The sequence below is a fragment of the Bilophila sp. T19-St14 genome, assembly GCF_059728385.1.
Genome location: NZ_BAAGFT010000002.1, coordinates 486,805 through 502,455 on the forward strand (window position 1 = coordinate 486,805; position 15,651 = coordinate 502,455).

Here is a 15,651-nt window from a genome sequence, read left to right on the forward strand (position 1 = left end):
CCTGATTTGCCGGGTGAAGGGCCCCTTACAAAAGCCTCCTTTCCCGGCCCCCACCTCAAAACGTTTCGGCTGGTGGGAAGATGACGCCGCGGCTTTCCCGCATGGGAACCGCCGCCTTTTCCGAGACAAACGACGCGACGACCGGCCCCGCCTTTGCCCGTGCCTTGCCGCCGAAGGGGGTTCGGCTCACGCAATCATTGGCAAAAACAGAAAGCTGTGCCCTAGAAAATGGTTGATGCTTTTTTCTTGAAGTTCCAAATGATTAACCGAGAAAATGCCCTAGCCCTGTATTCCGCCGAGAGAAAAACCGGAGAAAAAGGCCGTATTTTCACCGCACTGTGGAGATGAAGCGACCTCATACTATGACAGAGCCAAACAGAAAAGCATTGAAGCCTTCATCGTGACGGATGCAGGATAAGGGAAAAAGACAATGTGGAAGGAAGGGGGAACGCGCATCAGCGCACCGTTCTCGAAAAAAACACCCCCTTCCCCCATTCGGCAACTTAGGCCTTCTCGAAGAACGCGGCCATTTCGCGGGGGTTCATGAGGCCGACCTTGGAAGCCTTGACCTCACCGCCCTTGATGACGAAAACCGTCGGCGGGCGTTCGGCGCCGAGCGCGGCGGCAGCGGCGGCGTTTTCTTCAATATCGATGCCGTACAGCGCGATGCCGGGTTTGGCGGCCCCGAACTTCTCAAGCACCTTCTCCATGTTCTTGCAATGCGGGCACAGCTTCTTGAAGAACAGCAGCACGCCCTTTTCCGTCGCGGCAAGGCGATCCTTGTAGTCGGCTTCGGTGATGATCTCGATCATAATGTCACTCCAATGGGTTTCATGCGGTTCTCGCGTCACGAAAGGGGATTCCCCTCCGTGCCGCCTCCCTTCCTCGAAAAGGTGTGGGAAGGCGGTATATCCAAGGAGGGGGGAACCATGCGGGTACTCTCCGGAAGTCCCCTCCCCCCGGTTGTCCTATTTTCCCCCCTCGCTCGGATTGCACAGCTCCGCAAGGGCTTCGCGGTCGAGGATCTCAAGGGAACACCGGGTAAAGTGCCCCAGAACGCCCCGATCGCGCAGGATTCGGATAATGCGGCATACCGTGCTCCGATGCAAGCCGAGCACGAGGGCCAGCTCGGACTGCGACACGCCGGGATTGACCACGCGGGTCCGGCGCTCCTCGGCCAGCCGGTGCAGATACCGGCATACCTGCGTCTGCGGGTCCAGCTCGACGCTTTCGGTTATCTGGCTGTAAAAGGCCCCGGCCTTGGCTCCAAGCGAGTGGACCAGATTGCTCATCAGCGCCGGATAGTGCCGCACAAATTCGGCGTCGTCCAGCAGAGTCCGGGGGAAATTATAGACTTCACAGGGTTCCAGCGCCACCAATGATGCAGGATGCAAAGGGGAAACATGCAGCAGCACGACTTCGCGGAAGAGGCACCCCGACTCGATGTAGAGCACAATACGCTCCTTGCCCGTTTCGGAAAGGTTCAGGAGCCGCACCCTGCCCTTCTCCAAAAACGAGAAGGTGGAGGTTTCGGGATCGTCTTCCCACTGGTAGGACTTGCCCACCATCTGGCGCTGGCCCAGATGCAGGACCGAACGCCAAGGGCTGTTGAGATCCCGGATACGGAATACCGGGCCTTCCTGCCTGCAAAAGCCGAACCGGTTCATGTTCGCTCCTTTTCCCCTCCCTACAGGCTCATCATGGGCCAGATGAAGGCGGCGACGAAGGCCACGATCAGACTGGCCAAAACCATGCGCACCGTCATGATGCCTATCAGGTAACGGACGCGGACGTATCCTGTCGCAAACATGATCAGGGCCGGGGCCAGCTCATACGGCAGGAAGAACTGGTCAAGCCCGTACAGGAAGCTGTAGAGGATGGGCTTGATCCCAAGGTTCAGCGAATTGGCGATTTCGGCCATGGGCACGCTCAGGGACGTGGCCGCCGCAACGGGCGTCAACACGAGGTTGGCGACGACGCCCACCCAATAGGCGAACATGGATGAACCGGCGTTGCTGTCGATCTGCTGGAGGTAGGGCACCAGCTTCGCGGCCAGCCATGCGGGGATGCCGAGGTTCCCCGCCACGATGCCGATGGCCATGCAGCCCGCGATAAAAAACAGGATGGGGAACTGCACCTTCTTGAGATCGCCGGCTTCCATCAGGCTGAAGACGGGGGTGAACCCAAGCAGGACTATGCTGCAGAAGGCAAAGTAGCCGGGGATGCCGTGCCACGGCTCGCTGATGAAGGCCGCCAGCGCGAGCAGGGCCAGAACGAGGGTCTTCTTCTCATCGCGGCCCATCTTGCCGAGGGCGACGAGTTCGGCTTCGGCGCAGGCGCGGCAGCGGGAAATGTGCTCGCCGAGCTCACGCCCGCCGAAAAGGTGCAGGATGGTATAGGCCAGCAGTGCGTGCCCGATCTGGTAAGGCAGGTTTTCGCTGTAGAAGCCCAGCCATGTGAACGGGACGCCCATGTCCTTGACCATGAGCAGGCCGATGATGCCCGTATTATTGGGCAGGTAGGCCGCCGAAGAAATGGTCGCGCCGAAGAAGGCGGCAAGGACGATGGTGGTCGCGGAACGGGAAGTCACGGACAGGTTGAGGCTCTGGCACATGCCGGTGGCGATGGCCATGAACAGGATGTCGACCGTGATGACGTCGGGGATGATCGCGCTGACGAGGAATCCGGCAAGCAGGAACGCGATGTACATGCGGATGGGGGTAGTCCCCACGCGGCTGATGGTGAACAGGGCGATGCGGTTGGCGAGGCGCGTCTTTTCCATGAGCACGCCGATGAGCATGCCGCACATGCACAGCCACGGGATGGGGGTGGTCCAGCCGACGAAAGCCACATCCGGGGCCGCGATGCCCGTCAGGATGTAGTACATCAGGAGCAGGACGGCGGTGACGAAGTTCGGCAGCAGGTCAAAGGCGAACATGCCGATCGCCATGATCGTCCCGAACCAGTAGAGGTTCACTTTCGGCGTGCTCGGGTCATAAAAGCACCAAGCCACAAAGAGGCCGCCGAGCAGGCTCGTCAGCCAGCCTATCCACTTTCCGGACAGCTTGTTGGTCGCAACGGCAGTTGTCATATGCGCTCCACGCAGGGTGTGGAAAAAAAGATTGAATCACCGGAGGGAAAAGGCGCAACGCCCAAACGTCCGCAACGCATCCTGGCCTTCGGCTCCCGACTTCCCCGGCCGGGAAAGAAGGGCTGTCTCGCTTCAACTGGAGGAATCGGGAAAAGCCTTATCCCGCTGATGTCCGCAACAACATCGCATAACCCGCGTTTCGGCTCCCGAAAAAGAGAAGGGGAAGCGGGCCTTGCCGAAGCCCTGGGGGAACCCGCCGCGGCCCGGCGGAACGCCTTCCGCCCTCCCCGCCAATCAAAAGCCTTGGGGGGGAGGTTAGGGAAGGGCGCGGCCTTTCTCCAAAAAGGTTCGCCCTTTCCCCCATTTTTCCCATCTTCCCTTGCCTCAGCTCGTGCGGATTTCTCCGATGACGAGCTTGAGCTGCTGGAGCATCTCGCGGGCCTTGTCGGGGTTCTGCTCCGCGATGTTGTTGAGCTGGAAGGGGTCGGCCCTGCGGTCGTACAATTCGTCATGATCGGGCACCTGCACCTTCGCGCCAGCCGTGCAGGTCCACATTTCTTCCTTCATTTCGGTGCCGGAACCGGCGATGCAGTCCACGCTGTCCTTCACGTCCTCGCTCACCAGCCAGTGCACGTAGGAGTAGTCCTCGGTGATGAGTGACCACGACATGCCGTAGTACCCGGCGATGGCGCAGTCGCGCACGGTGTCGGTCTCGCCGCGCATCACGGGCAGGAGGCTGATGCCCTGCATTTCCGAGGTGTCGTAGGTCGGGAAGCCGAAATCGCTCGCCTTCTGCGGCGTGCCGAGCTCTCCGAGCGCGTCCATGATGGTCGCGGTCACGTCCACGTTCTGCACGAAACTCTTGATGCGCCTTCCGCCTTCGATGCCGGGGACGTGCATGATCAACGGCACATGCACGAGCTCCTCATAAGGCCACGGGCGGCACTTGCGCATGATGCCGTGGCCGTGCTCGCCCTCGCCCATCGGCTGGCCGTGGTCGGACATCAGCACGATGAGGGTTTCGTCCCAAAGCCCCTGAGCGCGGATGGAGTCGAGCAGTTCGCCCACCCACTTGTCCACCTGCGTGATCTTCTCCATGTACAAGGCGCGGATGTGCTCGCATTCGCGCTCCGTAATGCGGCCTTTGACGGGCGTCCATGGCGCGAGCACCAGCGGGTTGCCGACGTATTCGGGATCATAGGGGCAGGGTTCGCCCTTCCATACGGATTCCGGGTCCCAAGGCTCATGCGGATCGAAGGAATCCACCCACAGCAGGAAGGGGCGGGTCTTGTCGCGGCGGTTGGACAGCCAGTTTTGGGCATCCGTCATGACGCGGGAAATATAGCTGTCTTCGGGCTTGCGGAACTGCTGCTGGCGCAGGAAGCAGCCGATTTCGTCAAGGAGCTGCGTGCTGTCTTCATCGATGATTTCCCCCTTTTCGTTGAAAACCATCGTGGGGGAGGTATAGTCTTCCGGCTTCAGCGCGGGATCCAGCGGCACATCGGCAAAGCTGGTATGGTCAAGCTCCTGGCCGGGGTTGAAGCTCACGAAGTCAAAACCGCGCGAATAGCCGTATTTGGGCAGGCGCATGGGCGGGGTGTCGTAGACGAGGGCCGTCTGCATGTTCTTGCCCCACATGATGTCGGCGACGGTGGTGTCGTCAGGGGCAAGAGGCTGCCAGCCGCCGTAAGGCAGCGTGAAGCGGCCCGTCATCAGGGCGCGGCGCACGGGCACGGTGGGCAGGCCTTCGCTGTAGGCGTTTTCAAAGAGGAAGCCCTGACGGGCGAGGCGATCGATATTGGGGGTCTTCACAACCTTGTTGCCGTAGCAGCCGAGATAGTTGAACTGCAGCGTGTCGAGCATGATCAGCACGACGTTCTTGATCTTGCGGTCTTCTTTCATGGCGGTTCCTTCCGTAGAGAGGGTTGGAGGGTCGCTGCGCGACCTTGTTCTTGCGTTCACAATACGGATTCCAAGGACATTTTCTGTCTCACAAAAGACACTTTTCACCTTTTCCGTTTTTTTCACGGAAACCACGGAGGAAGCGAAAAGCCGGAATAACGTTGATTATAAGGTATAATGCATTACGTCTATTAGCTTTTTTATGATAAAAGAAAGGAACGCCACGATTGGGCGAAAATCCTTGAGGCTCAAGGAATTTGGTTGGAATGGGGGCATCCGGAGGGGATCTTTTCTTCACATGGGAAAAGGATGAAGCAATTTACTGAGATACTGGTACGGCATTCAGGAGCGGGGAACGAAAAGGGCGGCCCTGCCCCAGCAGGAACCACCCCTTCCGACCGGACGCATTGCCCAGCCCGCCCCATACGCGGAAGCCCTCCCCCTTGCTTTGCCCGGCGGAAAAGCCGTTTCCATCGTGCCGCCCCCCAAAAAGAACCCGGAACCCCGTACAGAGAACGCGTATCCATAGGGCAAGCGCCGTCCTCGGCGAGCAAGCGGGCAGCCTTTCCGAGCCTGGACGGGGACAGGGGCTGCGGGCGTTTTAACGCGCCGGGGTTACCCACGATTGAAGCTCATTTTGGCGTTGTTGGGCTTTACGATGCAGCCAATGTCACTGGTGCGGCATACAAGGGGGCACGAACTGGAGAAGACGGCGGTTTTGGCAGCCTTGGTGGACGCGGAATGCCCTTTTTAGCGCAGCAGGTTGTTCTCCAGTCTATGCGAGATCCACCACAGTCATACCGCCGGGCATTGATGTTCCAACGGCGCTCCATCTTGGCTTGCACGCATGTTTTTTGATCCCGGCTCCCGCCTTTCCGAAATTGGGGCAGGGAGTGGTGAGAGCCCGGAAACCGGCAGAGCGAAGACATCCAAGCGCACTGCCAGCGATCCCGCGCATGACATTCGGGCCAACTACGGCGGGGGTGATGCTGAGGGGGAAAGGTGATGCAAATGGAGACGTTCCTGCATCGTACTGGGGCGGGACGGAAACGCGATCGGTCAACAGAGATCTACCCACAGCCTTATGTCTCGGCAAATCTATATGGCTTTTGCCGATGCCCCTCGCCTCTCCGAGGGGCGGCCCCGCTGTTCCCCGCCCGAAGGGACATCCCCAACTGGCCGCTGTGCGATTCCGACGGCCACAGCGCTGTCCCCCGCCCAAAGGGACATTACCCTCCGCAACGGGAACGGTTTTGGAATAATTTCTGATACAAAAAAACAACTCCGCTTGATGGATGCCACCCGTAAGTGTATCCTCTGTTGCCGGATGCCGTATCGGATTTTCCAGCCTTTGATACGGTGCGGGCGGATTTTCCTGTAGATATGGAAGGAGCCGGTTTTCTTGCCGCTTTGATACGGCGCATGGCGGATATTCCCGGCAGAGGGTTCCAGCATTGCCGGACGATGAAAAGCCTTGATGAATCCTTCCCCGGCATGTGGGGCATCCTTGGCGGCCTTGACGCTGCTGATCCCGGCTTGAAGCTCTCCGGCATGCGGGGCACCTCCCCGCCTGCGGAGCCCGCTTCTTCAAAGAGTTTGGGCGGTCATTTGTGGGCTGGCATCCCCCCTGCCCGCGGAGCCCGCTTCCGCCCTGTCGAGCAGCGGCGGCACGATCCGGGGCATCCACCCGCCTACGGAGCGCCGCGCCCGGCGGTGCATGCTTTGCCCTCGGATGGCGTCGCCGCCGCACACCTGCGGAACACCGCGCCCGGCGATCTTCCCCGGTATGCGGGGCATCCCATGCTGCAAAAGCCGCTTGCCGCCGGCTGCGTATTCAGGGTATCCCGTGCGTCCGCTGGGTATGTTTGTTACTGTAGTTGAGGGAATAGAAAATCGTGGGGTATCCCGTGCGTCCGCTGGACATGCTGGCCTTGTGGCGGATCTTCCCCGACATACGGGGGTATCTGCTGGCGACCGGCGGATCGCTCCTTGAGATTATAAACCTGCCGCTGTAGTTTTTAGTATCTGCTAGCGACCGGTGGATCGCTCACCGCCACGAGATATTCCCCGGCATACGTTGGTGGGTATCCCTATGAAATAGATGATGATACGCCGAATTTTCAGAACTTTCCCTGCATACGGGGGTATCCTACAGATGAGTGCTCGTTTAGTTTGAATGGGATATTATCCCCTGCATACGGGGGGATCCGGCACATCTGGGGGGCTTCCGCACACGTAGGATCTTCCCCGGCATGCGGGGGTATCCTGTGCTTGAAGGGACGCGTATTTTTACCAAAGGCTGTGTTATAGAAGGCTGTGTTTAAGTTTGTGGTTGATACAAGATTCCAACTGGAAAGGAAGAGCTCTTTGGAGATTATCTGGAGGTCTCGCAACAATTCTTCAAAACTGGATTTCATATAATGAACAAAAAATGAGAGAGGCCCACATCACCAGACATGAAACGAGCTTTTATCTATTCATGATTTTCATTGAAAAAATCAGCAACCGTAAACTTAAACACAGCCTTATAGAAAATGGTTGATGATTTTTTCCTTGAAGCTCCAAAGGGATAACCGGCAAAATGCCTTGGCCGTGGATCCCGCCAAGGGGAACACAGAAAAAGAGGCTGTATTTTTCACCGCACTGTGGAGATGGAGCAACTACATGCTCTAACAGAGCCTTACCCAAAAATCTTCTCCGGCATGCGGGGCATCCCGGATTATGCAATAATATCTTTTCATCTCTAAGATATTTTCCGACATGCGGGGGCATCCCTATTCTGGCGGGAATTTGCGCCGCCGATCCAATATGTCCCGACATGCGGGGCATCCCCCGGAATGTCTCCACACCCTATTCAAGAGAACAGTCGAATGAACAGGCTCCAAGAATTCCTCGACAACCCGCACATAATCACCGGAACCGCCACCGTTGCCGCGGATCCGCAGCTCAGCCTGCTCGCGGCGAACAAGGCTTTCCGCACGCTTGCCGGGGAAGCCGCCGAGCCCTGCCGCCAGCAGGGCAGCGCCCTCCTCCCTTGGCTCGAACCGTCTTCCGCCGCGCGCCTCATCGGGCTGCTCGCCGGACACCCTCCCCTTTTCGACTGGGAAGGGGAGATCGTCCGCAAGGGCACCCCCATCCGCATCCGCCTCTCCGCCACGCGCGTGGAGGGCGTACTCCACAAAGGCCAATACCCCATCTATCTCTGTACCTTTACCGATCTCGCCCGTGTGGAGGAGATGCTGCGCAGCGCCGAATATGAGCGCCGCAAATACGCCCTCATCGCCGACATTTCCGAAGATCTGCCCTTTGAATACGATTTCGGGACGGACACCATCACCTACACCCAAAAGTACCATAAGGTCTTTGGGCACGAACCCGTTATCCACCGTTTCCGCGAGCGGCTGGGCAAAGGCGAGCCCATCGATCCCGTGAGCGAAGGGTTCCGGGGGCCATTCCTCGCCCTCGACGCCGAAAAAGCCCCCACCGGGGCCGCACCCGAACGGTTCCTGCCTACACGCTCAGGCAGCAAGCACTGGTTCGCCCTCTACAGCACCAACATCAAGGACGCCCTCGGCAAGCCCATCAAATCCGTGGGCGCGCTGCGCGACATCGACCGCCAGAAGCGCGAACAGCTCAGGCTCCTTGACAAGAGCCGCACCGACTCCATGACCGGGCTGTACAACAAGGCCACCACCGAAGAGGAGATCCGCATCGCCCTGCGCGACGCACGGCCCGGCAGTTTCGGCGTGCTGTTCATGATCGACATCGACAACTTCAAGGACGTCAACGACAGCATGGGGCACCTCGCCGGGGACTCCATCATCATCGAGATCGCCCGCCAGCTCCGGCGCACCTTCCGCCAAGACGACATCATCGGGCGCGTGGGCGGCGACGAGTTCCACGTCTATATGCGCGACGTTTCCGAAACCGCGGGCATCCGCACACGCGCGCGATCCCTCTGTTCCTCCATCCGAACCCTGTTCAAAAACAGCAACGTCAGCAACGCCATCTCCGTCAGCGTGGGCATCGCCGTAACCGAACGCCCCATTGCCTATGAGGATCTGTTCCGGCAGGCCGACGTCGCCCTGTACCACGCCAAAGGGAACGGCAAAAACCGTTACGAATTCTTCGGGCAGTCCTCCGGCGGGGACGCCGGCGGCGTCCAGACATCCCCGCCCCTCGCCGCCAACGCCGTCCGCAACAACATCATGGTGGACATCATCGACATCCTCTTCAGCATGTACGACATGCACGAAGGGATCGACAACGCGCTGCATTTCATCGGAAACACCTTGCGCGTGGACAAGATCCTCATCTTTAAATATTCGCCCGATGGGAAGTCCGCCAGCATCGCGCACGAATGGTGCTCCGATCCGAAATGGCGCAGCGGGGAACGGTTCCAAAACGTCCCCGTCGAAGCCGTCAAGCTGCCCCAAACACGGGACTTCAGCGGCATCTATTATTGCAGCGATTTTTCGGAAATCCTCTCGGAAGGGAAAACGTTCATCCTCGACGGCGCCATCTCCTCGCTCCTCCAATGCGACATCGTGTGCGACGGGCGCGTGATCGGCCATATCGGTTTCGAGGAGCGCGGCAACCGCCGCATATGGACGCAGCAGGAAGTGGACGCCCTCATCCTCATGTCCAAAATCATCGGGGAGTACATCCGCCAGCGCCGTTCCGCCAGCCTTTTGCGCGAAAGCTACGAATCCACCCGCAACATCCTCGACAGCCTGCACAATACGGCGGTCTACGTCATCGACGCCAGCCACCGCATCGTCTATTTCAACGATACGGTCGCCCGCGCGTACCCCAATGCCAGGATCGGGGCAACCTGCTTTGAGGTGTTTTGGGGCAGATCCGACATCTGCCCCCTCTGCCCCGTGGCGAAACGCGGCGGCGGGGAAGCCTTCACCACCCTGCATGAACACCCGCCCTTCAAGGGCGTCTGCGAGGTTTCCGTTTCCGGGCTCCTCTGGGAAAACAGGGAGCCGGCACACGTCGTGCTCATTTCCGAACGCCTTCTGACGACCGAGGAGCGGGAGGCCAAGGCCAAGCGCGACTCCTTCGCCCGCGCCCTCTGCGCAGGCTACCATCATGTCGTGGATGTGGATCTCGGCACCGGGCATTTCGAGCTTCTGGCCAACCGCAGCGGCTTCGCCGCCGACGCTTCGGGCGATTACGCCGACCACTTCGGACGGTTCGCAGGCCATGTCCTCCCGCAGCATCGTGACGCCTTCCGCGAATGCTTTTCCCTCGAAGGGCTGCGGGCGGCCTTCGCGGAGGATGCGGACGGCAGGAGCGCCTACCTCGAATACCTGTCTGACGAGGACACCGGCCCCCGCTGGCGCTCCCGCATCGCCTTCGCCTATACGCAGGACGACGGCTCGCGCCACGCCCTCCAGTGCATCCGGGACATCGACGATCTGAAGGCCGCCGAATTCACCCGCAGGCAGGAAGAGGAAAACCTTCAGGTAGCCCTCCAGAACAGCTACGCCAAGATCTACCGTATGGATCTCGCCGCCAACCAACTGGCCTGCCTGTTCTGCAATACCAAGCTGCTCGCGCCCATTGATGTCAGCGGCGAATTCGACAAGGACATCATCACGGTCATGGAAACCCGCGTCCACCCGCAGGATCGGGCCCTTTTCCTGAATTTCTTCACTGCCGAAAGCATCCTCAGGAAACTTGACGCCGGAGACGAGCCTTCCGCCGAATACCGCAAGCTCGGCCTTGACGGGGCCTACCATTGGATGCTGGCGCTCATCGTGCCCCTGCCGGCCGGCAAACGCGGCGAGGCCGTCCTCCTCGTGCGCGACGTCACCGAAAGCAAGAAGCGGCAGGACAACTATCTCCTTGCCCTGCAAAACAATTATTCCGAAATCTTCTCCCTCGACATCACGAACCGCTCGGTCACCCCGCTGTTCTACAACAGCGGGCAGGCGGCCGCCATCAAGGGGGAGGCCAACTATTCCTCGTTTGTCCACCAGCGCGCCGTTGACCGCGTAGCCCCCGACTCCCTCGAAAGCGTGCTCGATTTCTACGAGCGCCGCCTCTTTGAGGAACTGGAGCGCGGCGGCCACCCGGAGTGCGAATACCGCAAGCGTTTAACGGAAACCGGCCCTTACCGCTGGATTTCCGCCTCGGCGCAGCCCGTCCCCGGCAACGAGGGGCATGCCCTCATCCTGCTGCGCGACGTCACCAAGAAGAAGGAAGAGGAAAACAACTACCTCCTCGCCCTGCAAAGCAGCTATACGGAAATCTTCCGCCTCGATCTTGAGGCCGGGCTCATCGCTCCCCTCTATTACAACAGCGAACAGGTCACCATCCCGCCGACCCTGATGCCCATTGAGGAGTTCGTCCTCGATCGCGGCAAGAACCGCGTCCACCCTGAGAGCCTCGAAAGCGTCCGTGCCTTTTACGACGTGCCGAACATCACAGCCCGGCTCGACGCTGGCGAGGCCCCGCAGCTCGAATACCGCAAGCGGCAGGACGCCGGGAAGCCCTACCGCTGGGTCAGCGCCGCCATCCGCGCCATCCCCGGATCGTGCCGCCATGCCCTGCTCCTGCTGAGCGACATCACCGAGCAGCTCAACGAGGAGGCCGAATTCTACAAGGCCCTCCAGCACAGCTATTCCGAGATCTACGAGGTCATGCTCGATACGGATTCCATGCGCATCGTACACCGTGACGCGGGTTCCACGCTGGCGAAACCCGAATTGACCCATTCGTATTCGCGCGACACCCTCGCCATCGCCAGCCGGCATATCCATCCCGATGACCGGGGCTCCTTCCTCGACCTCTTCTCACCGGAAAACGTCAGCAAGAAGGTGGCCGCCGATCCCCGGCTGTCCACCGAATACCGTGCCCTCGCCGCCGACGGAACCTATCACTGGATCTCGATACTGGTGCTGCCCATGCCCGGCTCGTCAGGGCGCCTGCTCATCCTCTGGCAGGACATCAACGAGCGCAAAAAGATGGAGGAGACCGCCGCCCGGCTCGAACGCCGCCAAAGCGCCGTGTTCCGCCAGTCCGGGGACTGCATCATCGAGATCAACCTGCGCACGTGGCAGTTCCAGCGCAGCGTCTCCGCACCGAGCCTGCCCGCGGAACCGCATTCCGGCGACTACCGTGCATTCCACGCCGAAGCGATCGCGATGATCCACCCCGCCGACCGCGAGCGCATCAACCGCACCGCCACGCCCGAAGCCCTGTTCGAGGCCTGCCGCGCGCATTCCCGCACCCTCGTCGCCCAGTACCGCGTGCTTCTCGGCAAAGGGAAAGAGCTGTGGCTTGAAAACCGTGTGTTCTTCCTTGAAGAAGGCGACGACATGACCGCCTTTTTCATCATCCGGGACATCACGGATCAGAAGCGCGCCGAAGAGGAGCGCGCCATTGAGGAAGAGCGTTACAACATCGCCCTGCGCAACACCTACACCGAAATCTACGAAATCGACCTCAACGCCGATACGCCCCACCTCGTCTACGCCGCCGACACGCCGATGATCCCGGTGGATCGGGACGAGGGCGGCAACATCCACACCATAGCCGCCACCCTCATCCACCCTGAGGATCGGGAACGCTTCCTCAACGCCTTTATCGGGAGCAACATCCGCAAGGAATTCAACGAAGGCCGCATGGAAGTCCCCGCCGAATACCGCCGCCTTGGACGCGACGGCAAATGGTATTGGGTCGCCGCCTTCATCGTCCCCCTGTGCGGGCACGACCCCTGCCGCACCGACAAGGGGATGCTCCTCGTGCGCGACATCTCCGAACAGCGCGAGGAGGAACAGCGCCGCCGCATCAGCGAGCAGTACGACCACGCCTTGCGCAACATCTATGACGAGCTGTACGAGCTGAACATCACGCAGGACAGCTACCGCATCGTGTACCATGTGGAGGGCAAGTATGTGACCCCGCCTGAGCGGGGCCGCCTCAGCGAGTCCATCGATCTCGTATCGCGCAACATGATCTTCCCCGAAGACCGCGCCCGTTTCCTTGAGTTCTTCGATCTTGATGCGCTGCGGCAGAACTTCGCGGCGGGGCGGGAATACCTTATCGGCGAATTCCGCAAGCTCTGGCACGACCGTGAGTACCACTGGGCGTCGATCACCATATTCCCCGTGGCCCAGCCCGACGGCGGCGACGAGATCTATCTCGCCTTCATCATGGACATCGGGGACAAGAAGCAGGCCGAGGAAATCGCCCAGCAAAACATCCTCCTTGAGCGCCAGCGCCTCGACGACGAGCGCTACCGGACCATCGTGGAGCAGACGGACACCCTCGTCTTCGAGTGGAACCTCGAAACCGGCGCCCACTACATTTCGCCGGAAATAGCCGCCCGTTTCGCCGGAAACTATGATCAGCGCGATCTGATGCACATCTGGCGGGATGACCTTGTGATCCATCCTGACGACCTGCCGTTGCTCGCCGCCTTCCTCAAGGACTCGCGGGCTCAGCGCTATACCGAGATGACCGCCCGCTTCCGCAAGCGCGACGGCGTATACATCTGGTGCAAGGCGGCCCTCACCTGCCTGCGCGACGGCAACGGCACCCCAAAGCGCTATATCGGCACGCTCAACGACGTGGACAGCGCAACCCGTTCCGTGCTCGCGCTCAAGTACCGGGCCGAGTTCGATCTCCTGACCGACATCTACAACATGCATACCTTCTACTCGCAGGCGGCACAGGCCGTGCATGCCTATCCCGAACGCCGCTACAGCATCGTCCGCATGGACATAGACCGTTTCAAGGTCATCAACGACCTGTACGGCCTCAAGGAGGGCGACAAGATCCTCATCACCATTGCGGATTTCCTGCGGGAAAAGATGGCGGGGACGCACAGCGTCTATGGGCGGCTGGGCGGGGACGTATTCTGCCTGTGCGTGGACTATCCCCGTGAGCGGATCCTCGCCCTCATCAGGGAATTGACGGACAGGCTCGCCGACTATCCCCTGCCGTACAAGGTCGTGCCTTCGTTCGGCATCTGCGAGGTCGACAATGCCGACACGCCCATCAACGTGCTCTGCGACTGGGCCAACCTCGCCCTCAAGACGATCAAGGGCAATTACCTGAACAGCTACGCCTTTTACGACGGCAAGCTGCGCGAGAAGATCCTTGAGGAAAAGAAGATCGAAAACCAGATGCACGACGCCCTCGTACAAGGGCAATTCGTGCTCTACCTTCAGCCCAAGGTTCACATCCCGACCTCGCGCATCATCGGCTCGGAAGGGCTGGTACGGTGGATACACCCCACTGAGGGGCTGATGCCGCCCGACCGCTTCATCCCTTTGTTCGAGAAGAACGGCTTCATCAACCGGCTGGACGAGTACATCTGGGAGCAGGCCTGCATCACCTTGCGCCGCTGGATTGACCGCGGCCTCACGCCCACGCCCATTTCCGTAAATATGTCGCGCATGCATATCCACGATCCGCGCCTGCGTGAAAAGCTGCTTGACCTGATGCGGCGCTACGGGCTGCCGCCGCACCTCCTCGAATTGGAGCTCACCGAAAGCGCGTTCCTTGAAAACGAAAGCGGGCTGTTCGAGTCCATGAAGGCCCTGCAGGCCTTCGGGTTCCAGTTCTCAATGGACGATTTCGGATCGGGCTACTCGTCCCTGAACATGCTCAAGAGCATGCCCGTGGACTTTATCAAGATCGACCGTGGGTTCCTCAACGAGGTCGTCACGACCGAACGCGGCAAGACGGTCATCCGGTTCAGCATTTCCCTCGCCCGCGAAATGAACATCAAGGTCATTGCCGAAGGCGTGGAAACCGAGGAACAGGCCGCTTTCCTGCTTCAGGCCGGATGCTCCTACGCGCAGGGCTATTTCTATTCGCGCCCCCTGCCCATCCCACAGTTCGAGGCATTGGCCTTTGGGACGGAACGGCCTTTCCCCGTCGCCCCAAGCATCAAAGCCATCGCCGAAACGCTGGACCAAAGCAGCAAATGATGGAGGGCCTCCTGCGGGGACAAGCGCCCGGAGGAGGCCCCCATACCGGAGATACCCGCTTTTGCGCGGAGATATTTGCTTCTGCAGTGAAAGCTACATTTCAACTAGCTGAAATTCAAAATGGATTTTTCATAAAATCACCGAAAAGGCGAATGCCTCCCACAGCGCGGCACTATCAGAGAGAGTGTGTACCGCATGTCCCTGTTGCCACAGCAATAGGCTCCCATTTTAGCCTATTGCTTGCACGAACAGTGTCAGCATATTGAAAGTCTCTTCAGACCCCACGCCCACGCCTTCACTGCGGACACCATACTCTCTGCGCCCATCTGTATAATAATCATTAACTATTGCATATACAGTATCGTCATCAGGGTGGCATCAAAATATCTCCCGCTTCATCTCAGGGGAAAAGCAGAGGCGAACACCGTCATGATATACGGTTTCTCTACGCAGGGTGGCAGAGATGCTTGCTCAGTACGACAAATGCAGGAACCGGATGTCCCTTACCGATGACGCACCTCAGGCTCATGGAAGCACTGAGGGAGGGGTACGCCACGGCGGAAATAGTGACGCTTCCCATCATAACGCCGGACACTTCTTTCACATAAGGTTATGTTGGTATAGCTGGTGAGGAAGGTACATTCGCATGTACTGAGGTACACCATACCGCGCAGGCAGGAGGCGATGAGGACACCGGACAAAATC

8 protein-coding genes are annotated in these 15,651 nt (G+C 59.8%); 2 read left to right on the top strand and 6 right to left on the bottom strand.

Translation table 11 applies throughout. The features are described 5' to 3' along the window. Positions 1 to 55: 55 nt before the first annotated feature. The 5 genes from AC6I1V_RS16665 to AC6I1V_RS16685 all read right to left on the bottom strand — a co-directional run bounded on the left by AC6I1V_RS16665 (position 56) and on the right by AC6I1V_RS16685 (position 4,993). Positions 56 to 190, bottom strand: coding sequence for a hypothetical protein (locus AC6I1V_RS16665; protein ID WP_337431795.1), 135 nt, complete (start codon positions 188 to 190; stop codon positions 56 to 58). A gap of 313 nt (positions 191 to 503) precedes the next feature. After that, entirely contained in the window at positions 504 to 812 is a 309-nt protein-coding gene (locus AC6I1V_RS16670; protein WP_302553690.1) for a thioredoxin family protein, read from the bottom strand. Positions 813 to 968: 156 nt separating this feature from the next. Continuing rightward, positions 969 to 1,667: a Crp/Fnr family transcriptional regulator gene (locus AC6I1V_RS16675; RefSeq protein ID WP_486853440.1), complete on the bottom strand. Its 699-nt coding sequence runs from the start codon at positions 1,665 to 1,667 to the stop codon at positions 969 to 971. A 20-nt stretch (positions 1,668 to 1,687) separates the two neighbouring features. After that, positions 1,688 to 3,091, bottom strand: coding sequence for an SLC13 family permease (locus AC6I1V_RS16680; protein WP_337430651.1), 1,404 nt, complete (start codon positions 3,089 to 3,091; stop codon positions 1,688 to 1,690). A 384-nt stretch (positions 3,092 to 3,475) separates the two neighbouring features. Then, positions 3,476 to 4,993 (bottom strand): sulfatase family protein, encoded by a 1,518-nt coding sequence (locus AC6I1V_RS16685; RefSeq protein WP_337430650.1) that lies wholly within the window; start codon positions 4,991 to 4,993, stop codon positions 3,476 to 3,478. Between the two features lie 1,308 nt (positions 4,994 to 6,301). Here AC6I1V_RS16685 and AC6I1V_RS16690 point away from each other — a divergent pair. Continuing rightward, entirely contained in the window at positions 6,302 to 6,874 is a 573-nt protein-coding gene (locus AC6I1V_RS16690) for a hypothetical protein (RefSeq protein ID WP_486853439.1), read from the top strand. A gap of 588 nt (positions 6,875 to 7,462) precedes the next feature. Here the strand turns inward: AC6I1V_RS16690 and AC6I1V_RS16695 are convergent. Beyond that, complete coding sequence (locus AC6I1V_RS16695) at positions 7,463 to 7,813, bottom strand: hypothetical protein (RefSeq protein ID WP_486853438.1); 351 nt, start codon at positions 7,811 to 7,813, stop codon at positions 7,463 to 7,465. Positions 7,814 to 7,863: 50 nt separating this feature from the next. Between AC6I1V_RS16695 and AC6I1V_RS16700 the strand changes: the two genes are divergently transcribed. Further along, complete coding sequence (locus tag AC6I1V_RS16700; RefSeq protein ID WP_486853437.1) at positions 7,864 to 14,946, top strand: EAL domain-containing protein; 7,083 nt, start codon at positions 7,864 to 7,866, stop codon at positions 14,944 to 14,946. Positions 14,947 to 15,651: the final 705 nt, after the last annotated feature.